Annotated in this window: 18 protein-coding genes and 2 pseudogenes; 7 read left to right on the plus strand and 13 right to left on the minus strand. The window is 69.5% G+C overall.

The genetic code is table 11. From position 1 onward, the window contains the following. The first annotated feature begins 131 nt into the window (after positions 1-131). The 3 genes from ATK36_RS20580 to ATK36_RS20590 all read left to right on the plus strand — a co-directional run bounded on the left by ATK36_RS20580 (position 132) and on the right by ATK36_RS20590 (position 4,067). Positions 132-1,073 (plus strand): carbohydrate kinase family protein, encoded by a 942-nt coding sequence (locus tag ATK36_RS20580; RefSeq protein WP_098513024.1) that lies wholly within the window; start codon positions 132-134, stop codon positions 1,071-1,073. A gap of 192 nt (positions 1,074-1,265) precedes the next feature. Next, complete coding sequence (locus ATK36_RS20585; protein ID WP_098513025.1) at positions 1,266-2,582, plus strand: citrate synthase; 1,317 nt, start codon at positions 1,266-1,268, stop codon at positions 2,580-2,582. A 60-nt stretch (positions 2,583-2,642) separates the two neighbouring features. Continuing rightward, positions 2,643-4,067: a cryptochrome/photolyase family protein gene (locus ATK36_RS20590; protein WP_098513026.1), complete on the plus strand. Its 1,425-nt coding sequence runs from the start codon at positions 2,643-2,645 to the stop codon at positions 4,065-4,067. Positions 4,068-4,083: 16 nt separating this feature from the next. On the opposite strand, the gene ATK36_RS32355 is transcribed toward ATK36_RS20590, so the two are convergent. Continuing rightward, entirely contained in the window at positions 4,084-4,314 is a 231-nt protein-coding gene (locus ATK36_RS32355; protein WP_170069634.1) for a hypothetical protein, read from the minus strand. Between the two features lie 45 nt (positions 4,315-4,359). Between ATK36_RS32355 and ATK36_RS34735 the strand changes: the two are divergent. Next, a pseudogene (locus ATK36_RS34735) lies at positions 4,360-4,464 on the plus strand (TetR/AcrR family transcriptional regulator); the annotation flags it as partial. A gap of 31 nt (positions 4,465-4,495) precedes the next feature. On the opposite strand, the pseudogene ATK36_RS32930 reads toward ATK36_RS34735, so the two are convergent. From ATK36_RS32930 to ATK36_RS20640, 9 genes and pseudogenes are all read right to left on the minus strand, one after another. Further along, positions 4,496-4,717 (minus strand): annotated as a pseudogene (locus tag ATK36_RS32930) (FAD-dependent oxidoreductase); the annotation flags it as partial. Next, entirely contained in the window at positions 4,714-5,277 is a 564-nt protein-coding gene (locus ATK36_RS20605) for a TetR/AcrR family transcriptional regulator (RefSeq protein ID WP_098515045.1), read from the minus strand. The gene ATK36_RS20605 and the pseudogene ATK36_RS32930, both read right to left, overlap by 4 nt. 173 nt (positions 5,278-5,450) lie before the next feature. Then, a complete protein-coding gene (locus ATK36_RS20610; protein WP_386998522.1) occupies positions 5,451-6,062 on the minus strand; it encodes a gamma-glutamylcyclotransferase in 612 nt (203 codons plus the stop codon). Continuing rightward, positions 6,056-7,153, minus strand: coding sequence for an S-(hydroxymethyl)mycothiol dehydrogenase (locus ATK36_RS20615; protein WP_098513027.1), 1,098 nt, complete (start codon positions 7,151-7,153; stop codon positions 6,056-6,058). The genes ATK36_RS20610 and ATK36_RS20615 overlap by 7 nt, the downstream gene beginning before the upstream one ends. 73 nt (positions 7,154-7,226) lie before the next feature. Then, complete coding sequence (locus tag ATK36_RS20620) at positions 7,227-8,435, minus strand: peptidase C39 family protein (protein WP_245914936.1); 1,209 nt, start codon at positions 8,433-8,435, stop codon at positions 7,227-7,229. Between the two features lie 217 nt (positions 8,436-8,652). Beyond that, positions 8,653-9,057 (minus strand): DUF4190 domain-containing protein, encoded by a 405-nt coding sequence (locus ATK36_RS20625; RefSeq protein ID WP_098513029.1) that lies wholly within the window; start codon positions 9,055-9,057, stop codon positions 8,653-8,655. Between the two features lie 102 nt (positions 9,058-9,159). After that, the gene (locus tag ATK36_RS20630) at positions 9,160-9,978 is read right to left on the minus strand and encodes a carbohydrate ABC transporter permease (RefSeq protein ID WP_170069818.1); all 819 of its coding nucleotides are present in this window, start codon (positions 9,976-9,978) and stop codon (positions 9,160-9,162) included. Beyond that, positions 9,975-10,886 (minus strand): carbohydrate ABC transporter permease, encoded by a 912-nt coding sequence (locus ATK36_RS20635; protein WP_098513030.1) that lies wholly within the window; start codon positions 10,884-10,886, stop codon positions 9,975-9,977. The genes ATK36_RS20630 and ATK36_RS20635 overlap by 4 nt, the downstream gene beginning before the upstream one ends. Further along, a complete protein-coding gene (locus tag ATK36_RS20640; protein ID WP_098513031.1) occupies positions 10,883-12,187 on the minus strand; it encodes an ABC transporter substrate-binding protein in 1,305 nt (434 codons plus the stop codon). Before ATK36_RS20640 ends, ATK36_RS20635 begins: the two co-directional genes overlap by 4 nt. Before the next feature lie 882 nt (positions 12,188-13,069). Here ATK36_RS20640 and ATK36_RS20645 point away from each other — a divergent pair. Further along, positions 13,070-14,032, plus strand: coding sequence for an acyltransferase domain-containing protein (locus ATK36_RS20645; protein ID WP_245915384.1), 963 nt, complete (start codon positions 13,070-13,072; stop codon positions 14,030-14,032). 487 nt (positions 14,033-14,519) lie between these two features. On the opposite strand, the gene ATK36_RS20650 is transcribed toward ATK36_RS20645, so the two are convergent. After that, positions 14,520-16,148 carry a long-chain fatty acid--CoA ligase gene (locus ATK36_RS20650; RefSeq protein WP_098513033.1) on the minus strand — a complete coding sequence of 543 codons (1,629 nt, stop codon included), beginning with the start codon at positions 16,146-16,148 and terminating at the stop codon, positions 14,520-14,522. Positions 16,149-16,609: 461 nt separating this feature from the next. On the opposite strand from ATK36_RS20650, the gene mihF reads away from it, so the two are divergent. Both mihF and ATK36_RS20660 read left to right on the plus strand, forming a co-directional pair. Then, complete coding sequence (mihF, locus tag ATK36_RS20655; protein ID WP_170069819.1) at positions 16,610-16,921, plus strand: integration host factor, actinobacterial type; 312 nt, start codon at positions 16,610-16,612, stop codon at positions 16,919-16,921. 104 nt (positions 16,922-17,025) lie between these two features. Continuing rightward, a complete protein-coding gene (locus tag ATK36_RS20660; RefSeq protein WP_098513035.1) occupies positions 17,026-18,192 on the plus strand; it encodes an isochorismate synthase in 1,167 nt (388 codons plus the stop codon). Between the two features lie 219 nt (positions 18,193-18,411). Here ATK36_RS20660 and ATK36_RS20665 read toward each other — a convergent pair whose 3' ends face one another. After that, positions 18,412-19,101: a 4'-phosphopantetheinyl transferase family protein gene (locus ATK36_RS20665; RefSeq protein WP_098513036.1), complete on the minus strand. Its 690-nt coding sequence runs from the start codon at positions 19,099-19,101 to the stop codon at positions 18,412-18,414. A gap of 148 nt (positions 19,102-19,249) precedes the next feature. Further along, the gene (locus tag ATK36_RS20670) at positions 19,250-19,570 is read right to left on the minus strand and encodes a hypothetical protein (protein WP_098513037.1); all 321 of its coding nucleotides are present in this window, start codon (positions 19,568-19,570) and stop codon (positions 19,250-19,252) included. Positions 19,571-19,588 lie beyond the last annotated feature (18 nt).

Genomic DNA, 19,588 nt, shown 5'->3' on the forward strand with positions numbered 1-19,588 from the left:
CGGCGACGGGTCTCGGCCAACGTTGCCGGGGCCTTGGCCTCTGCGGCCGTGAAGGGTCCCTTCACGGACCCGAAACCGGTGCTGGCCCGTGGACAGGATTTGTCATCGGCCCCTCCACTAGACTCGCGGCCGTGATCGTGGTGGGTGGAGAGGCGCTGGTCGACCTCGTTCCTGGTGAACCGTTGGATTCCACTGTGGACGGTGGGCTGCGCGCGCTGCTGCCCCGGCTCGGTGGCGGACCGTACAACGTCGCGCTGGCGGCGGGCAGGCTCGGCGTGCCCGCGTCGTTCCTGTCGCGGGTGTCGACCGACCGGTTCGGCAGCGCGCTCGTGGACCGGCTGACGGCCTCCGGCGTCGACATCTCCTTGCTGCAGCGCGGCGATGAGCCGACCACACTCGCGGTGGTGGCGCTCGACGAACGCGGCAGCGCGCACTACACCTTCTACGTCGAGCGCACCGCGGACCGGCTGGTCGCCGATCCGGGACCGCTGCCCGCGGAGACCACCGCACTGTCGCTCGGCACGCTCGGCATGGTGTTGGAGCCCGGAGCCAGTGCGTACGAGGCGATGCTGCGGCGCGAGTCGGCGCGCGGGACGCTGACCGTGCTCGATCCGAACATCCGGGAAGCGCTCATCGCCGATCCGGCCGCCTATCGGGCGCGGTTCGCATCGTGGCTGCCCGATGTCCGGCTGCTGAAGATCTCCGACGACGACGCCGCGTGGCTGGCCGAGGGGGCCGATCCGATCACGGCCGCGCGTGGCTGGGTCGAGTCCGGTGTGGACGCCGTGGTGCTGACCCGCGGCGCGGACGGGCTTTCGGTGATCACGGCGGCGGGTGAGCTGGCCCACGTTGCATCCCGCACAGTGGCCGTGGTGGACACGATCGGCGCCGGCGACACCGTGCAGGGCGCGTTGCTCGCCTGGCTGCATCAGCGAGAGGTGACCAAGCCGGCCGCGCTCGAAGCGGGCGACTGGCGGGAGGCGCTCGCGTACGCGGCGAAAGCGGCCTCCATCACTGTCTCGCGAAGCGGTGCCGAGCCGCCGACTGCGGAGGACATGGCAGTCACCGTGTGAACCTGGTCCCAAAGGGGCCGTCCGGGGCAATGCATCGAGTGCGCACCTACCCACCTTTCGACTAGCGTGGTGCTGAATTCATTTCCCAGCGGGGCGGTGTGCAGCGAGGCGCGTGTTTTCCTCGCGTGAACACGTGGCTACCTGCGTACCCGCAGGCGCCGCCGGCCCGTGCCCAACGTGAGAGGGACCTGCATGTCCGACGCGACGAATGCGGGGCAGTCCGGCGGCGAATCCGCGACGCTGCGCCTGCCGAACGGTGAGCACGAATTCAAGGTCGTGCATCCGGTGGAGGGTGCGCCGGGGATCGAACTGGGCAAGCTGCTGGCCTCGACCGGGTACATCACCTACGACCCCGGGTTCGTCAACACCGGTGCCGCTTCCTCGGCCATCACCTACATCGACGGGGACGCGGGCATCCTGCGCTACCGCGGCTATCCGATCGAGCAGCTCGCCGAGAAGTCCACCTTCATCGAGGTGTCCTACCTGCTCATCTACGGTGAGCTGCCGACCGAGGCGCAACTGGCCGACTTCACCGGGCGGATCCAGCGGCACACCTTGCTGCACGAGGATCTCAAGGCGTTCTTCTCCGGCTTCCCGCGCGACGCGCACCCGATGCCGGTGCTCTCCAGCGCGGTGTCCGCACTGTCCACCTTCTACCAGGACTCGCTGAACCCGTTCGACGAGCCCAACGTGGAGCTGTCCACCATCCGCCTGCTGGCGAAGGTGCCGACGCTGGCCGCCTACGCGTACAAGAAGTCCGTGGGCCAGCCGCTGCTGTACCCGGACAACTCGCTGGGCCTGGTGGAGAACTTCCTGCGGATGACCTTCGGCTTCCCGGCCGAGCCCTACGAGGTCGACCCGGCCGTGGCCAAGGCACTGGACCTGCTGTTCATCCTGCACGCCGACCACGAGCAGAACTGCTCCACCTCGACCGTGCGGCTGGTCGGCTCGTCCGAGGCGAACCTGTTCGCGAGCATTTCCGCCGGTATCAACGCGTTGTTCGGCCCGCTGCACGGCGGTGCGAACGCGGCGGTGCTGGACATGCTGGAGGGCATCCGCGCCGACGGTGGCGACGTGGCGTCGTTCGTCAACCGGGTGAAGAACAAGGAAAAGGGTGTCAAGCTCATGGGCTTCGGGCACCGGGTCTACAAGAACTACGACCCGCGCGCGAAGATCATCAAGAACACCGCGGACGAGATCCTCGGCAAGATCTCCGGCGGCGACCAGCTGCTCGACATCGCGAAGGCGCTGGAGGAGACCGCGCTTTCCGACGAGTACTTCATCGAGCGCAAGCTGTACCCGAACGTGGACTTCTACACCGGCCTGATCTACCGGGCGCTCGGGTTCCAGACGCAGTTCTTCACCGTGCTGTTCGCGCTGGGCCGGCTGCCCGGCTGGATCGCGCACTGGCGGGAGATGATCAACGACCCGCAGACCAAGATCGGCCGCCCGCGGCAGATCTACACCGGGCACGCGGCGCGGGACTACCGGCCGCTCGCGGAGCGCTGAGTCAGCTTTCCGGTCGCCCCGTCGTGCTCCGGCACGGCGGGGCGATTATCGTTTCCGGGCATGACGAGGGAAGCTCCGGTCGTGCTGTGGTTCCGCCGCGATCTGCGGCTGGCCGACCACGCTGCCCTGCATACCGCCGCCGGGCAGGCTGTGAAGGGACCCTTCACGGACTCTGAGGCTGTGAAGGGTCCCTTCACAGCTTCGGGCCGGTCAGGGAAACGGGTGCTGGCGTTGTATGTGCTGGATGGGCGGTTGCTTAAGCCTGCTGGCGCGCCGCGGACGGCGTTCCTGCTGGATTCCCTGCGGGAACTCGATGCCGCGCTGTCGGGCAGGTTGCTCGTCCGCCGTGGTGATCCGGTTCGCGAAGTCGTCGCCGCGGCAAAGGAAATCGGCGCGTCCGCAGTGCATGTCACGGCCGATCTCGCTCCGTACGGCCGAAAGCGCGACGTGGCCGTGGCGAAAGCGTTGGCAGAGCACGGGATCGAGTGGGTGGTCACCGGATCTCCCTACGCCGTGACGCCGGGCCGGGTCACGAAACCGGATGGCGACCCGTACCGCGTGTTCACCCCGTTCCACCGCGCCTGGACCCGGCACGGCTGGCCGCGCCCGGCGGACACCTCGGTGTCCATAGTGGATTGGGTGCCCCCGGAGAAGTCTCTGGCCATACCGAAATCCCCTGCCCTGGGCGAAACGCGGCTGCCCCCGGCCGGTGAACAGGCGGCGCTCGGCGCCTGGCACGCTTTCCTCGAAGACGGCGTCGCGGACTACGCCGCCGAACGGGATCGGCCCGATCACGAAGGCACCACCCGGATGTCGGCCTACCTGCGCTGGGGTGCCATCCATCCGCGCACCATGCTCGCCGACCTCGCCGGTGTTGCGTCCGAGGGTGCGCAATCCCTGCGTGGCGAGTTGTGCTGGCGTGAGTTCCACGCCGACGTGCTGTGGCACCGCCCGGAGACCGCCCGGAAGAACTACGACCGTCGCTTCGACCGGATATCCTACGACACCGGGCCCGAGGCCGAAGAGGCGTTCGGGCACTGGTGCGCCGGGCGGACCGGATTCCCCATCGTGGACGCGGGGATGCGCCAGCTGCTCGCCGAGGGCTGGATGCACAACCGGGTGCGGATGGTCGTGGCCAGTTTCCTGGTGAAGGACCTGCACCTGCCCTGGTGGTGGGGTGCCCGGCACTTCATGCGTCACCTGGTGGACGGTGACCTGGCCTCGAACCAGCTGAACTGGCAGTGGGTCGCGGGTTCCGGCACGGACGCGGCGCCGTACTTCCGGATCTTCAACCCCACCACCCAGGGGCAGAAGTTCGATCCGCAGGGCGACTACGTCCGCCGCTATGTACCGGAACTCCGCGGGGTCGCGGGGAAATCGGTGCACGCGCTGAAGGAGCGTCCGGAGCGTTATCCGGCTCCGATGGTCGAGCACGCGCAGGAGCGCCAGGTCGCCCTCCAGCGGTACGGCTCGATCACCAGCTAGCGTCCACAGTGGACGATCAGGCGAGCAGTGCGCGGCCGTACCAGTCGTCCGGCCCGGTCACGCCCGGCAGTGCCGCGAACAGTGCGCTGCCGGTGGTGCGGGTGAACGCGTCGTGCTGCGCGAGCCGCTGCTGGACCGGGATGATGCCCGCGGCGGCCACCACCACGGCGACGCCGGCGATGATCGCGATCTTCTTCCGGGAGCGTCCGGAGGGCTTCGGTTTGGGGTTCTGTTCGGTGCTGGTCATCGGATTCTCCGGCGTGGTGAAGGGGGCCGGTTGCGCGAGGACGTCGTGGTCGCGGCGGCGGAATTACTGGACGAGACCGGCGACGAGGGTGCGGTCACGCTGCGGTCGGTGGCGCGGCGGATCGGGATCGCGGCGCCGTCGATTTACCGGCATTTCCCGGATCAGCCGAGCATCATGCCGGCCGTGATCCGCCGTGGACGAGCTTGCTCGACCAGCGAGACGTGCCGAACGCGAGGTCGTGCGCCTCCACCAGCGCCACCGACCGCCCGCGCGCGGCGGCGTCGAGCGCGATCCCGGCGCCGGTGACCCCGCCGCCGACCACCAGCACGTCGACCTGCTCGCCGCCGGCCAGCCGCGCCAGTTCGCGGTCCCGGCGCCGGGCGTTGAGCGAGCCGGTGCTCATGGCCGCAGCGCCGCGTCGACCAGGTGCCGGAACTCGGCGAGCAGGGCGGCCTCGTCGAGGTCGGCGGTGGCCGGCCGCAGGGAGAACGCGAACGACTGCACCACCAGCAGGATCGAACGGACCTGCGCGGGCAGGTCCGCCCGGCGCACCGAACCGTCCTGGTGACCCGCTTCGAGCAGGCTGCGCAGCACCTGTTCGGAGAACTTCTGCGTGCCGCCGAGCCGTTCGACGATATAGGGCAGCACCAGCTCCGGATCGACGTCGAGCAAGGTGCGAAACAGCGGGTCCGCGGACAGCGCGCTGATGCTGGCCACCGCGATGCGCACGATCCGTTCCCGGGTGTGCGGTGCCCCGTCGCCGGCCTGCCCCGCGCGCCGCAGCAGCCCGCTGAACTCGCGGGTCATCAGCGCGGCGAGCACGCTGCGCACGTCCGGGAAGCGCCGGTACACGGTCATCCGGCTGATCTGCGCGGTCCGCGCGATCTCGGCGAGCGTGGTGCGCCGCACGCCGACGGCCAGCACGCACTGGCGGGCGGCGTCGAGCAGCACGTCGTCGGCCACCCGGGCCGAGGTCTGGCGGCTGCGCGTGTCCGCGAGCCCGGAGGAGTGCTCTCCCGGCTCGACGTGACGTTTAACGTCCATGTGTCACACTGTAGTCGTCAACGACCCCGTCGGCCTCGGCTGAACGGCTGTGAAGGGACCCTTCACGGACTCTGAGGCTGTAAAGGGTCCCTTCACAGCTTTGCTGCCGACAGGCCGTGGCCCGGTGCTGGGTGGCCGGTCAGGAGGGCGGCCTCGGCTTGTAGGACGTCGGCGACTCGGACGGGGTGGCCATCGACCAGCAACGGGCAGCGGATCGGCGACGCCGCGACGTACGCGAGCACGCCGTCCAGCGGGGTGCCGTCCTCGGTACGGATGTCCGCGTGCGTCAAGCGGGCCAGGTCGTAACGGCTGCCACGGCCCTCGCACACATCCAGTACGGCCAACTGGTCCTCGGTGGCGAACCACACGAAGTGGTCCTCCACCACGTCCGGCAACGCGGCGAGCGTCGCGGGGCGCTGGCCGTCACGGGCACGCAGTCCGGACGCCCACACAGCGGACAGTCCGTGGCACCGCACCCGCACCGCCACCACTGGGCCGGTGAGGCCGAGCTCCGTACGCAGCCAGGTGATCTTTGACGGGCACGCATTGGACCCGTACGCGAGTACCGGCGTCCGCGAACGCCACCCCGGCGGCGCCGTGTCCAGTGCATGGCCGGCGCCGTCGAGGTGTACGTACGAGTGGTCCGGCCGCGCACCCGGGTACGGGTCGGCGGGGTAATCCGTGTCGGTGAAGAGGCTCAGAATTCCACCACGCTGCGCAGCACTTCGCCGTGGTGCATGCGCTCGAACGCCTGCTCCACGCCGTCCACGCCGATCCGTTCGGTGACGAACTTGTCCAGCGGCAGCCTGCCCTGCAGATACAGATCGACGAGCATCGGGAAGTCCCGCGAGGGCAGGCAATCGCCGTACCAGGACGACTTCAGCGAGCCGCCGCGCGAGAAGAAGTCGATCAGCGGCAGGTCGTCCAGCCGCATCTCCGGCGTGGGCACGCCGACGAGGACCACGGTGCCCGCCAGGTCGCGGCCGTAGAACGCCTGGCGCCAGGTCTCCGGCCGGCCGACGGCGTCGATCACCACGTCCGGGCCGAACGAACGGGTGGCGTCCTGCATCGCGGCGACCACCTCGGCCTCGCTGAGCCCACGGCTGTTGACTGTGTGCGTGGCGCCGAAGTCCTTGGCCCACTTCAGCTTCTTCTCGTCGGTGTCGATCGCGACGATGGTGGTCGCGCCGGCCAGCCGGGCGCCCGCGACGGCCGCGTCGCCGACGCCACCGCAGCCGATCACCGCCACCGAATCACCGCGCCCCACCGCGCCGGTGTTGATCGCCGCGCCCAGCCCGGCCATCACGCCGCAGCCGAGCAGCCCCGCGACGGCCGGTTCGGCGGCCTCGTCCACCTTCGTGCACTGTCCACTATGGACCAAAGTCTGCTCCAGGAACGCGCCGACGCCCAGCGCGGGCGAAAGCTTCGTGCCGTCGGCCAGCGTCATCGGCTGCTCGGCATTGAAGGTGGAGAAGCAGTACCAGGGCTTGCCCCGCTTGCACGCCCGGCAGGTCCCGCAGACCGCGCGCCAGTTGAGGATCACGTAGTCGCCCGGGGCCAGGTCGGTCACGCCCGCGCCGACCTTGTCCACCCGGCCCGCCGCCTCGTGCCCGAGCAGGAACGGGAACTCGTCGTTGATCCCGCCCTCGCGGTAGTGCAGGTCGGTGTGGCAGACCCCGCAGGCCTGCACCGAGACGACCGCCTCGCCCGGTCCAGGGTCCGGCACCAGCACGGTCTCCAGCCCGACCGGCCGGCCCTTCGCCCGTGAAACCACTCCCTGGACCTCGTACGGCATCTGCGCATCCCTTCGGCACCGTGGCGTTCAGGGGCAGCTAACCACGGCCCATGCGCATGTCGCCATACCCGGCTCAGGGCGTGATCAAATAGACCACTCCGCCGGGGCCACCGGCCACCGAACCGGTGTCGGTGTACCGCTTCGTGCGCTGCCAGATCTTCTCGAACTGGTCGCGTTTGTAGACGTTGCGCACCCGGCTGTCGGAGCTGGACGCCGGGTCGTTCACGATCACGTCGCCCGCCTGGGTGAAGCCGACGACCACCATGATGTGCCCGGACGTGCCGTAGCCCGCGCCGTCCAGCTCACTGGACAGGAACGACTGCGAGGTGATCACCGGGATCCCGCGGGCGATGTATCCCTCCAGCTCGTTCAGGTCGTGCAGCCGGGTGATGTGCCCGCGCAGGCCGAGGGAGGCGGCGTAGGCGGTGTTGAACGGCCAGTTGCCGGTGCCGTCGTAGGCGTAGTCGAAGGTGTTGCGCGCGGCGTAGACCACGGAACGGTCCGGGTAGTCCGCCGGGATCCAGTCCATGTGCGCGGCGGCCGGCTTGCGGCCCCAGTACTCGGCGACCATCTCGGTGGAGGTCGGGCTGCACCACGCCTCGCCGCCCCCGCCGTACTGCGGGAACTGTCCTTTGTGGATGTTCTGGGCGTAGGCGGGCACCTTCAGCTCGATCCCGCGGGCCTGGCCGGGCTTCGTGGCGCGTACGTCGAAGCGGTCCGGTACGTTCGAGGTCATCGCGCCGAGCGTCGACAGCGTGGGTGTCACGGCGCTGCCCACTTCCCGGTAGAGGGTCACTTTCAGCTGATAGGACCGCAGGGTGACGCCGGTCTTGGTGCTGAGCGTGTCCACGTCGACCGAGGCGTTGCCGTCGCCCTGGCCGTCCACGCTGGTGCGGTGGATGTCGGTGTCGCCGCTGGCCCAGCGGCCCATCACGTACCAGGTGGTCTCCGCGCCGGCCGAAGTGCGGCCCCTGGCCTGCACCTCCAGCCAGGTCTTCGCCGGGGTCCGCGCGTTCCACGACGCGATCAGCTGAGTCGCGTCGAACCCCTGCCGGTACTGCGGCGAGGTCCACGTGCCGTAGTCGTAGGTGCGGGTGGTGCCCAGCCCCGGTTCGGAGTGCTCGACCTGACCCGCCGGATGGACGATGCGCAGCCCGGACGGCCCGGGGCCGAGCCCGTCCAGCTTGCCGGCGTACAGCGCACCGCCGGACCATTCGTGGTAGTTGATCGCCTCGTCATTCCCCGAGGCCGCGGCGAACGGGGTCACCCCGATCGTGATCATGCCGACAGACATTAACGTGATCAACCCGCGTGCGCGCATGCCGCCTCCCGAACCCCAGTGGTAGCCAAAGATTTTCACCCTCGGGGGCGGGTAAGTAAACACCCGGCTTCGGCGCGAACGCTCGGCGCAAAGGCCGTGAAGGGACCCTTCACGGACTCTGAGGCTGTGAAGGGGCCCTTCACAGCCCAGCCGACGAGTGGTCCTGAGCTCCGGCGGGTCAGCAGTAGAAGGCGCAGGTCGTGCCCGCGGCCGCCAGGGTGGTGAAGAACAGCACCAGGAAGATCACCGCCGGGATGGCCGCGATGATGCCGCAGACCAGTCCCGCGATGGCCATTCCCTGGCCGGTCCAGCCCGGTTTGGCGGCCTGCACCATGCCGCCCCAGGACAGCCCGATCCCGGCCAGCGCCGCGACGATGTTGAAGAACGGGACCCAGAAGCTGACCAGCGCGATGATCCCGACGATCAGGCCGGCGATGGCCAGCCCGCTGGTCCGCTGTGGCGGAGCGTAGGGCACGCCGTACTGGCCGTATTGGCCGTAGGGCGCCGGCGGCTGGTTAGGCACCGGATAGGACGGCGGCTGGTAGGGATCGGGGTTGGACGGCTGCTGGTACGGATCGGTCATGAGGTGCTCCTGCCCTGAGTCGATAACGGATACTCGCACGCGGTGGCGGTCGGTGTTACGACGTTGGGATTTTCTCTCCGGATCCGGTGACCGCCGGAAAAGTCAGCCTTTCAAGCCGGACTCGGTCACGCCCTGGACCAGATAACGCTGCAGGAAGGCGAACAGCAGCACGATCGGCGCGATGGACAGCGCGGCGGCCAGGAAGAGCAGATCCAGCTGCGGGTTCTGCGCGGTGAGCAGGCCCGACAGCGCGACCTGGACGGTCCACGAGTCCGGATCCTGCGCGATGATCAGCGGCCACAGGAACGCGTTCCAGCTGCCGATCACGGTGATCACCGCGATCGCCGCGAGGAACCCGCGCGAGCAGGGCAGCACGATCCGGCGGAACACACCCCACCGGCTCAGCCCGTCGACCTGGCCGGCGTCCTCCAGCTCCTTCGGGAAGTCCAGGAAGTACTGCCGGAACAGGAACACGCTGAACGCGCTGAACAGCCCGGGGATCACCAGCCCGCGGAAGTCCGAGAGCCAGCCGAGCGTGGAGACCACCACGAAACTCGGCAGAAAGGTCACCGAAGCCGGGATCATCAGCGTCGCGAGCACCGCGTAGAACACCGGTTTCGCATAGCGGCAGGGCACCCGGGCGAGCCCGTAGCCGGCCAGTGAGCAGACCACGATCAGCCCGGTCGTCTGCAGCACCGCGACGATCGCCGAATTCAGCAGGCTGCGCGCGAACGGCACGTCCTGCCGATCGAAGAGCCGGCCGAAGTTCTCCCAGTGCAGCCGCTCCGGCCAGAACGTCCAGTCCGGTGAGGTGATCTCCGCACGCGAGGAAAGACCGTTGCGCAGCAAGAGATAGAACGGCACCAGGAACAGGACGGCGGCGATCACCAGCGCGCTCCAGCGCAGGGTCGCGCGGATCATGAAGCACTCCGATCGAAGCGGAACAGCCTGCCTTGCAGCAATGTCGCCAGCGCGATCACCATGGCCAGGATCATCGCGCCCGCGCTGCCGCGTCCGAGGTCCTGGCCGCCGGAGCCGAGCGAGGTGTAGTAGAGGTACACCAGCGGTGGCCTGCCGTACGGCGGATAGCCCCGGGAATCGCCGAGGATGTTGTAGAACTCGTCGAAGGCCTGGTAGGCGTTGATCAGGTTGAGCAGCAGCACGGCGACGGAGGTCGCGCGCAGCTGCGGCAGGGTGATGTACCGGAAGACCTGCCAGCCCGATTTCGCCCCGTCCAGCCAGGCCGCCTCGTACAGATGCCGCGGGATCCGTTGCAGCGCGGCGAGGAAGAGGATCACGTAGAAGCCCAGCTGCAGCCAGAGACGCGCGGTCACCAGCACGATCCAGTACAACGGCGGGTGCACCGTGCCGGTCCAGGCCACCGGGTCCACGCCGAAGAGGCCGAGCACCGAGTTGGCGAGGCCGTAACGGACGCCGGAGAACAGCGAGGTCTTCCAGATCAGCGAGGCGACCACGTAGGAACAGGCGAACGGCAGGAAGAACACCGACCGGAAGAACGCCCGCGCGAACTTCAGCTGGTGCACCCCGAGGGCCAGCGCGAGCGACAGCACGAAGGTGAGCGGCACGATGAACGCCGCGAACACACTGAACGTGCCGAGACTGGCCAGGAACGGCCCGTCGCTCAGCATCCGCACGTAGTTGTCCAGCCCGACGAACACGCTCGGGGTCACCGTGTTGCGTGCATCGAAGAACGACAGGTAGAGGCTCCACCCGATCGGCAGGTAGCCGAACACCACGAGCCCGATCAGGAACGGGCCGACGAACCCCCAGAACGCCAGGGTGTCCCGGGCCTTGCGGGACAGCGTCATCCGAAGAGGCGCTTCAGCTCGGCCTGTGCGACGGTGACCGCGGCCTTGGTCTGCGCGACCGGGTCCGCGCCTTCCTTGGCGATCTTGGCCACCGCGTCCGACAGCGCGGTGTTCGCCATCTGTGTCCACACTGGACCGCCGATGAGGTGGCTGTGGTCCTTCAGCAGGCCCACCACGTCCGCGGCCGGGCCGGTGTGCAAGATGTCCGCCCTGTCGATCAGGCTTTGCCGGGCGGGCACGTGGAAGCCGAAGCGGGTGGCGAATTCCAGCTGGTCATTGGTCTGGTCGATCCAGAGCCACTTCACGAAAGCCTTGGCTTCCTTCACGTGGGCGCTCTTCGCATTGACCATCGCGCCGTACGCGCCGACCGGCACCGACGGCGCACCGCTGTTGTCCAGCTTCGGGAAGGGAAGCACACCGAAGTCGTCGTTGAACGCGTCGCGGACCTTCGGGATGTTCCACAGCCCGGTCCACTGCATGGCGCACAGCCCGTCGATGAACGCACTCGGATCAGACCAGTCCGCTGGGGCGCCGAGCAGCAGGGAACTGTTGGCGTTCAACGTATGCAGCTTGCTGAACGCGGCGGCCGCACGTGGATCTTCGAAGCCGACTTCACGGTTGCCGGTCTTGAGGTAATCCAGCCCCGCCGACCACAGCAGCGGGCCGGTGAGCGTGCCGACCCCGCCGTCGTTACCCGCGAAGAGGCCCTTGACCCCGTCCTTGGTCAGCTTGCCCGCGGCGTCGATCAGCTCGTCCACGGTCTGTGGTGGCTGTACGCCCGCGGCCTGCAGCAGGCTCTTGCGGTAGAAGAGCACCTGCGTGTCGGCGGCCTGCGGGATGCCGTAAACCTTGCCTTCCACGGTCTGCGCGGCGAGCACCGCGGGGCTGAAGTCGTTCTTCACCGGCGCGATGAGGTCGTCCAGCGGGACCACCTGGTTCTGCCGGACCCAGTCGATCTTCACCTGCGCCTCGAATACGTCCGGTACCGCGCTGTTCTGCAGCGCGGTGACGATCTTCGAGTCGTAGTCTCCAGGATTCCACTGGACCTCGACCTCGGCCGCCGGGTAGGAACCGGCGTAGCCCCGCACTGCTTCGCGCACGCCGTCCTCGCCGTAGGCGTGGTACCACTGCTGCAGGGCGACCCGAGGCGCAGCCGCCGAGGACGACGCACCCGCCGACATCGCCGTGGACGGCGGCGGATCACCCGGCCGGCCGGTGTTCGACCCGCACGCCGCCGCCACCGCGCCGACCGCGGCCGTACCGGCCAGCGAGAGAAACGCCCGCCTGTTGCGCTGCTGCATCCCCGTTCTCCTCCACCCTGCCCGAAGTGCCGGGGCACAGCCTCCCCTACCGGCACCGTCCCCGCCGCGCGGCTCGCCGGACGATCAGGCCCGAGAACCCGGCGACGGCCGCCGCGCCCCGGCGGCGGTGTTCCGCCGCGGTGAAGGAAGTGCCGGAAACGGCCGGGCGGCAACGGCATTCTGCGCCTGGTCGGTCCTCGGCAGGTGTTGCTCGCAGGTCTTGAGGAGTGGGTCGTCGGAGGGTGCTTGGCTGTTCTGGCTGGGGTGGTTTGGGTGGGGTGCGTGCCGGGCTGGGGTGAGTTTGTGGTGCTTGTGGGTGATGTGCGGGCTGCCTGGTGCCGCCGTGGTCGGGGTACGGAGGCGGCTTTGCGGCCTGACCCGGTGCTGGTGCGGGCTGCGGTGTTCGTGGGGGCGGTGCGCAGGTCGCGCGGTGCTGTTGTGGGTTGGTGTCTGTGGGGTGGCGTGTGGCTTGCCCGGTGCTGTGTGGGTGTGGTGTTCGCGGGGTGGGGTGTAGTTCGCGCGGTGCTGTTGTGGGTTGGTTGTTCGTCGGGTGGCGCGGTGCTGTTGCGGGGCGTGGTGTTCAGGGGCGGCGTGCGGCCCGGCCGGTCAGCGGTGCTTGTGGTGTGCGGCGCGCCTGGTGCGGTTGTGGGTTGTGGTGTCCATGGGAGGTTGTGCAGCTCGCCCGCTGCCGTCGTGGGTTGTGGTGGTCCTGGGACGGCATCTCGCCTGGCGTCGTTTCCCGGCGGCCGCACCGGCTTCGTCCCATACCGGCGCGCGGTCGTTGAGCACTGTTCGAGTGCCGTTCCATCCGGGTCGGCGATTGTCGTTCCTTGTCCGTGGCCATGGGGGTCCGCGGGCCGAGGCGGGAGGAACGCCGTGACGATGCAACCACCGGTCGCCCTGTTACTGCCGGGGGTCGGCGCGCACTATCCGCGGATGGCGGCCGGGCTGTACCGGTGGGAGCCGGTGTTCACCACGGCCGCGGATGAGGTCTTCGCTCTGCTCGGCCCGGCCGGGCAGGGCGTGCGCGCGGACTGGCTCAGCGACGACCCGGTGGTGCCGATGGAACACGCCACCCGCTCGCATGTGCTGGTATTCGTGGTCGGCTACGCGCTCAGCAGGCAGGTGATGAGCTGGGTCGGCCCACCCGCCGCGGTGCTCGGGCACGGTGCGGGCGAACTGGCCGCCGCGACCGTGTGCGGGGTGTTCGGCTTGGCCGACGCGGTCGAGCTGCTCTGGGCGCAGGCACGTGGCCTGGCCTCCGCCCCACCCGGCGGACTGCTCGCCGTGGACACGACCCCCGCCAGGATCACGCGGTACCTCGGCGAGGACGTGGTACTCGGCGCCCTGAACGGCCCGGCCCAGCTCATGCTGTCCGGCTCACGCGCTGCACTGGCTCGGCTCACACCCCGCCTGACCGCGGACGGCTTCGCCTGCCGCCCGGTACCCGCAACGATCGGCTACCACAGCCCGGCGCTGGTGCCCTTCGCCGAGGAAACCGTGCGGCTGGTGGACAAGATCGGCCCCGCCTCCCCGGGTATCGCGCTGTACTCAGGCCGCACGACCCGCCGGGTGACCGCGGCCGAAGCGGGCGACCCCTGGTTCTGGGCAAGCCAGTCGACCGCTCCGGCCCGCTTCTGGCCGACGCTGAAGACGTTGCTGTCCGACGGCGATTTCCGCCTCGTGGAAGCAGGCCCCGGCCGGATCCTGACCTCGATCGCCCACCGCCACCCCGCCGTGGCGAGGGGCTGCAGCCAGGCGCACGCCGCTTCTCCCGCCCGCCCGTTAGGGGAACGTGCGGAGCGGGTCGCGTTGCGGAAGTTGGCTCGGGCGCTGGGCAAGTGACGGTCCACCTTCGTTGGGATCCCGCCGACGCTGACGGCCTTGCTGCTGGACGGCGGGTTCTGTTTCGGAAGTGGGGGGGCGGTGCTGACTTCGATTGCCCGCTGCTGCCCCGTTGTGGCGAAGGGGCTGCAGCGGGCGCACGTGCCTCCAGCCGCTCGGGGAGCGGTGGTACTGAGGAGGCGCTTGGTCCCTGGGCAAGTGACGGTCCGCCGCTGTCGGGATTCTGGCCGAGGCTGGCGGCCTTGCTGCCGGACGGCGGGTTCCATGTCGGAAGCGGGGGCCAGCCAGGTGCTGACTTCGATTGCCCACTGCCGCCGCTGTAGCGAGGGGCCAGGCGCATGCCCCGCCACCCGCTCGGGGAGCGTGCGGAGCGGGAAGCTGGGTGACGGTCCGTCTGCCACTGGTTGCCGAGGTGCCTAGGGTGTGCTCCTCCCTCCGTTCGTCCGGGAATGGGCAGTGGCGCGGATCGGCGTGCGCGCTGGGGCGGTCAGAAGTGCGAGATGTCCAGCTGCCCCTCCGAGTACGAAGCGCGCAGCCGCTTCTTGTCGAACTTGCCCACGCTGGTCTTCGGCACTTCCTTGACGAAGGTCCAGTTCTCCGGCAGCTGCCACTTCGCGACCTTGTCGCCGAGGTAGTCGCGCAGCTGCTCGGCGGTCACCGTCTCGCCCTCCTTGACCACGACGGCGACCAGCGGGCGTTCGTCCCACTTCTCGTCCGGGATGCCGACCACCGCGGCCTCGGCCACGGCCGGGTGGCCCATCACCTGGTTCTCCAGATCGACCGAGGAGATCCATTCACCACCGGATTTGATCACGTCCTTGGCGCGGTCGGTGAGGGTGAGGAAGCCGTCCGGGCTGATCTTGCCGACGTCGCCGGTGCGCAGCCAGCCCTCGTGGAACTTCTCCGGGTCGACCTCGCTTCCGCCGTGGTAGGCGCCGGCGATCCACGGGCCGGAGACCTCCAGTTCGCCCACCGCCTCGTTGTCCCAGGGCAGGACCTGGCCCTCGTCGCCGATCAGCCGGGCGGTCACCGAGGCGGGGAACCGGCCCTGGGTGTAGCGATACGCCCAGCGCCGTTCCCCGGTCGCGCTCCCCGGCGGGCGCGCCACGCTGCCCAGCGGCGACGTCTCGGTCATCCCCCAGGCGTGCAGGATCGGCACGTCGTAGCGCTCCTCGAAGGCGTGCATCAGCGACGGCGGCGCCGCCGAGCCGCCGACCACGACCTCGCGGATGTGGCTGATGTCCTGCGGATTCGCGTCCAGGTGCGCGAGCAGGCCCTGCCAGATCGTGGGCACCGCGGCGGCGAAGGTCGGTTTCTCCGCGGCCAGCAGGGCGGCCAGCGGGGCCGGCTGCAGGAACCGGTCCGGCATCAGCAGCGAGGCGCCCACCATCAGCGCCGCGTACGGCAGGCCCCAGGACATCGCGTGGAACATCGGCACGATCGCCAGCGCGGTGTCCTCCTGCGCCAGCCGCATGCTGTCGGTCATGCACACCTGCATCGAGTGCAGCCAGATCGAGCGGTGCGAGTAGACCACGCCCTTCGGGTCACCCGTGGTGCCCGAGGTGTAACACATCGCGGCCGCGGAGCGTTCGTCGATCTCCGGCCAGTCGAACTCGTCCGGCTGCGCTGCCAGCAGCTCGTCGTAGGCGTGCACGGTGACGCCTTCGGGGGCGGCCAGCGCGGCGGCCTCGCCGTTGGCCACGATCACGTGCTTGACCGTCTTCATCGCGGGCAGGTTCTTCGCCAGCAGCGGCACCAGCGTGCCGTCGACGATCACCACCTGGTCCTCGGCGTGGTTCGCGACGAAGGTGAGCTGCTCGGGGAACAGCCGGATGTTGAGCGTGTGCAGCACCGCGCCCATCGCCGGTACCGCGAGGTAGGCGGCCAGGTGCTCGGCGTTGTTCCACATGAACGTGGCGACCCGCTGGTCCCCGGTCACCCCGAGCCCGCGCAGCGCCCCGGCCAGCCGGGCGGCGTGCCTGCCGAGGTCCGCGAAGGTCTCGCGGCGGGATTCTGAACCGGTCCAGGTGATGACTTCGCTCGCCGCGTGCACCTTCGTGCCGTGCCGCAGCAGCTTCGCCAGCGACAGCTGCCCGTCCTGCATCGTGCTCAACATGGGTGACTCCCGTGCTCGTTCGCCGGTGAACTGGGGTGTTGCCGACTGTAATCCGGATGGGCCGCGGCAGGCACCGTCAAGTTCCGATCACGCCGCGGCGGCCGCCACCCCCGTATCGGGTGGCGCGACTCGCGCCTCATGATCAACTTTATCCAAGATTTCCGTTGTGAGACAAGAAAATGCGTTGTCGTAACCGTCTTGAAATATGCTCCCGTTCGAGTGGTCCAATTGCGGCGGAAAACGACCGTTCGCGACCGTTTGCACAGGTGGTGAGGGGTCCCATCACTGCTTCCCCAGCAGGCTGGCCGAGGGTGATAAGTGCGTGTCGGTTGCGCACTCCGCGGGCACGTGGCGTTTACTGGGGCCGTGGTAAGAGACGGCTGGCCAGCGCTTGCTCTTGCAAGCACACGGTGGAAGCCGTCGGCCGCGGAAGCGGACACGTGAGAGGAAAGGACATTACGTTGGCTCTGCCCACGTTGACTCCCGAGCAGCGCGCCGAGGCCCTCGCCAAGGCGGCAGAGGCGCGTAAGGCGCGTTCGGAGCTGCTCGCTTCGATCAAGGCCGGCAAAGAGACCATTGAATCGGTGCTCAAGCAGGCCAAGGAGAACAAGACCATCGGCAAGACGAAGGTCACCCAGCTCCTCAAGGCCGTCCCGGGCCTCGGCGCGGTCAAGGTCGCGGCGCTGCTCGAGCAGGCGGGCATCGACCCCGACCGGCGTGCCGCCGGCCTGGGTGAACGGCAGCGCGAGGCGCTGATCGACGCGCTCAAGTAGCGCTGTGCCCGCGTCCGGGCACCAGGGTCGCGGGGAAGTGTGCCGGAGGTGTTCTTCCGGCAACACTTTCCCCGCGGGCTCCTGGATCCTGGGACGCTGGAAGGGTGCCGACCAGAACCGCACCGGCGAGCCCGGTCGAGACCACCCTCCGCTACCGGCGGGGCGACTTCCTGTTCGCCACGGCTCGTCGTGCCCTGCTCGCGCAGGGTGCCGCCGCCACCCTCGCCGATCTCGACCCGCGCAGGCTGGCCCGGACGGTGGCCGCGGAGCTGGACCGCTCCGGGGTGCCGCTGGCGGTCGGCGCGCTGCCGTTCGACACCGGCCCGGACACCACCGTGCCCGGGCGCTTGGTGCTGCCGCGCACCGTCCACCGGGCGCAGGCCGAGGCCCAGACCCCGGACCTGCCGCCGATCGAACTGCTGCCCGCGCCGGTGGCCACGCGGCGCCTGCCCTCGGCCGAAGGGCACCGGGCCAACGTCCGTGCCGCGGTCGCCGCCCTCGGCGAGCGTGGCCTTCGCAAGGCTGTGCTGGCCCGTGCGCTCGACCTCGAATTCGACGCACCGATCCCGGTCGAGCGGATCGTGCGCAATCTGGCCTGTGGCAATCCGCGGCACCACACCTACGCCGCCGAGCTGCCCGGCGGAGCCACCCTCGTCGGCGCGACACCGGAGCTGCTGCTCTCCCGCGCCGGTGACTCCGTGTTCACCACCCCGCACGCCGGGTCGATGCCGCGCGCGGCCGATCCGGCGGCCGACCGGGCGAACGGCGAGCGGCTCCGGTCCTCGGCCAAAGACCTGGAAGAACACGCCGTGGTCGTCGAGTACGTGGTCGAGACGCTGCGGCCGTTCTGCCGCAAGCTGGACGTCCCGAGCGGCCCCGAGCTGGTCTCCACCCCGGCGATCTGGCACCTGCGCACGGCGATCACCGGCGAACTCCTGGACCGCTCGGTGACCGCCCTGGACCTCGCTGCCGCGCTCCATCCGACCCCGGCCACCTGCGGCACCCCCACGGCCGGGGCGCGGGCACTGGAGAAGGAGCTGGAGCCGTTCGACCGCGGTTACTACGCGGGCACCGTCGGCTGGGTCGACGCGGCCGGGGACGGTGAATGGGCGGTGGCGGTCCGCTGTGCGGAAGTCACGCAGCAGTCCCTGCGCCTTTACGCCGGTGGCGGCATCGTGCCCGCTTCCGACCCGGAGGTGGAGTACCAGGAGACCGTCGCCAAGTTCGGCACGCTGCTGGCCGCGATGGGTCTAGACGACCGCTCGGCGTAGGTGGCGTAAGTGCTGTGAAGGGGCCCTTCACGGACGCAGAGTCCGTGGCCTCGGCATAGTTGGCTGGGGGCCCGTGATCAGCAGAGAGAGAGCCGTGGCTGCCCGACCGGTTTCGGGTCCGTGAAGGTGCCCCTGACGGACTCAGAGTCCGTGAAGGGGCCCTTCGCAGCCCTCCGCAGCTGCGCAGGGCCCTTCACGCCGGCTTTGCCGACGCCGGGCTCAGGGGAGCCAGTGCTCCTCGGTGACGGTCAGCGCCTCGGTCGTAAGTGCGGCGACGGCGGCGCGGTGGCCCTCGGCGGCCTTCAGGTCGGCCAGCCGGGTGCGGGCCGGGTCCAACGCGGGATCGCCGGAGGCGACGAGTTCGGCCGGGGCGTCGTAGCGCGAGAACGTGATGCTCTGCAGCGGGATCTTCAGGCCCTTGCCGGTCGCCTTCATCACGGCTTCCTTGCGCGTCCAGTACACGAAGAAGGCCGCCGCCCGCTCCTCGTCCGGCAGCCCGGCCACGGCCTGCTGCTCGGCCGGGCTCAGCGCGTACTCGACCAGTGACGCTTCCGCTTTGCGGTTCGAGGTTTCCACGTCGAGGCCCACCGGTACGCCGTCGGTGGCGGCGAGGCCGATCAGCTCGCCCGAATGCGAGATCGACAGCATCAGGTTCGCACCGGGCACCCGGGGGCGGCCGTGCGGTTTGCCGCAGTCCTCACAGGTCGAATCGAAGCGTACGGATTCCGGCTCGCCGCCGAGCCGCTGCGCGGTGAGCGTCTTCGCGAGCACCCGGCCGGTCAGGAACCGCCGCCGGTCGATCTCCTGCCGGTAAGCCTCGAACCGGCCGCGCTCGATGTCGTCGAGCAACCGCAGGTGACGCTCCGCCACCGGGAGCGGAGCCGACCAGCGGACCACGATCTCTGTCACGTGACACCCTCCTCGTCTGTCTCCGATCTTCCCGGTGCCCGCCGGAGTTGTCACGGAAACGGCGCGGAAACCGGGGTCGGACGGCCGGGAATGCGACGGAGGCCCGCTCGGTGTCCGAGCGGGCCTCCGCAGCGAAAGGCAGGGGATGCTACCGGCTGTTGCGCAGCGCGATCGGGACGCCGGCGAGGTCCTCTTCGTTGCAGAGCACCTTCACGTCGTAATAGGGCGAACCCTGGCGTTCGTCGTAGTCCAGATGGATCGCGAGCACGTCGAGCGGTTCCCCGAGCCACTCCTGCGCCTGACGTAGCCACCCGGCACAGCGTTCCAGCGCGGCGGGCAGATCGTCGTCGCGGAATTCGACCGGGCGATACGGCACGTCCTGGACCTGATCACGGGAGTGGGAGGGAGCAGGCAGGCCAGGTGCGAGACCCGAGTCGTCCAGTTCGAGTTGGATCGTTTCCTCGTTCACCCTTCGAGCGTCCCCCAC

The organism is Amycolatopsis sulphurea (assembly GCF_002564045.1).
Lineage (GTDB): Bacteria > Actinomycetota > Actinomycetes > Mycobacteriales > Pseudonocardiaceae > Amycolatopsis > Amycolatopsis sulphurea.

Bases quoted from the DNA above. Each gene is read 5' to 3' on its own strand.
- ATK36_RS20615 (WP_098513027.1), bottom strand. From the start codon at position 7,153: ATGCCGTACGAGGTCCAGGGAGTGGTTTCACGGGCGAAGGGCCGGCCG.
- ATK36_RS20645 (WP_245915384.1), top strand. From the start codon at position 13,070: ATGCAACCACCGGTCGCCCTGTTACTGCCGGGGGTCGGCGCGCACTAT.
- ATK36_RS32355 (WP_170069634.1), bottom strand. From the start codon at position 4,314: ATGACCAGCACCGAACAGAACCCCAAACCGAAGCCCTCCGGACGCTCC.
- ATK36_RS20625 (WP_098513029.1), bottom strand. From the start codon at position 9,057: ATGACCGATCCGTACCAGCAGCCGTCCAACCCCGATCCCTACCAGCCG.
- ATK36_RS20620 (WP_245914936.1), bottom strand. From the start codon at position 8,435: ATGATCACGATCGGGGTGACCCCGTTCGCCGCGGCCTCGGGGAATGAC.
- ATK36_RS20640 (WP_098513031.1), bottom strand. From the start codon at position 12,187: ATGCAGCAGCGCAACAGGCGGGCGTTTCTCTCGCTGGCCGGTACGGCC.
- ATK36_RS20650 (WP_098513033.1), bottom strand. From the start codon at position 16,148: ATGTTGAGCACGATGCAGGACGGGCAGCTGTCGCTGGCGAAGCTGCTG.
- ATK36_RS20590 (WP_098513026.1), top strand. From the start codon at position 2,643: ATGACGAGGGAAGCTCCGGTCGTGCTGTGGTTCCGCCGCGATCTGCGG.
- ATK36_RS20585 (WP_098513025.1), top strand. From the start codon at position 1,266: ATGTCCGACGCGACGAATGCGGGGCAGTCCGGCGGCGAATCCGCGACG.
- ATK36_RS20630 (WP_170069818.1), bottom strand. From the start codon at position 9,978: ATGATCCGCGCGACCCTGCGCTGGAGCGCGCTGGTGATCGCCGCCGTC.
- ATK36_RS20635 (WP_098513030.1), bottom strand. From the start codon at position 10,886: ATGACGCTGTCCCGCAAGGCCCGGGACACCCTGGCGTTCTGGGGGTTC.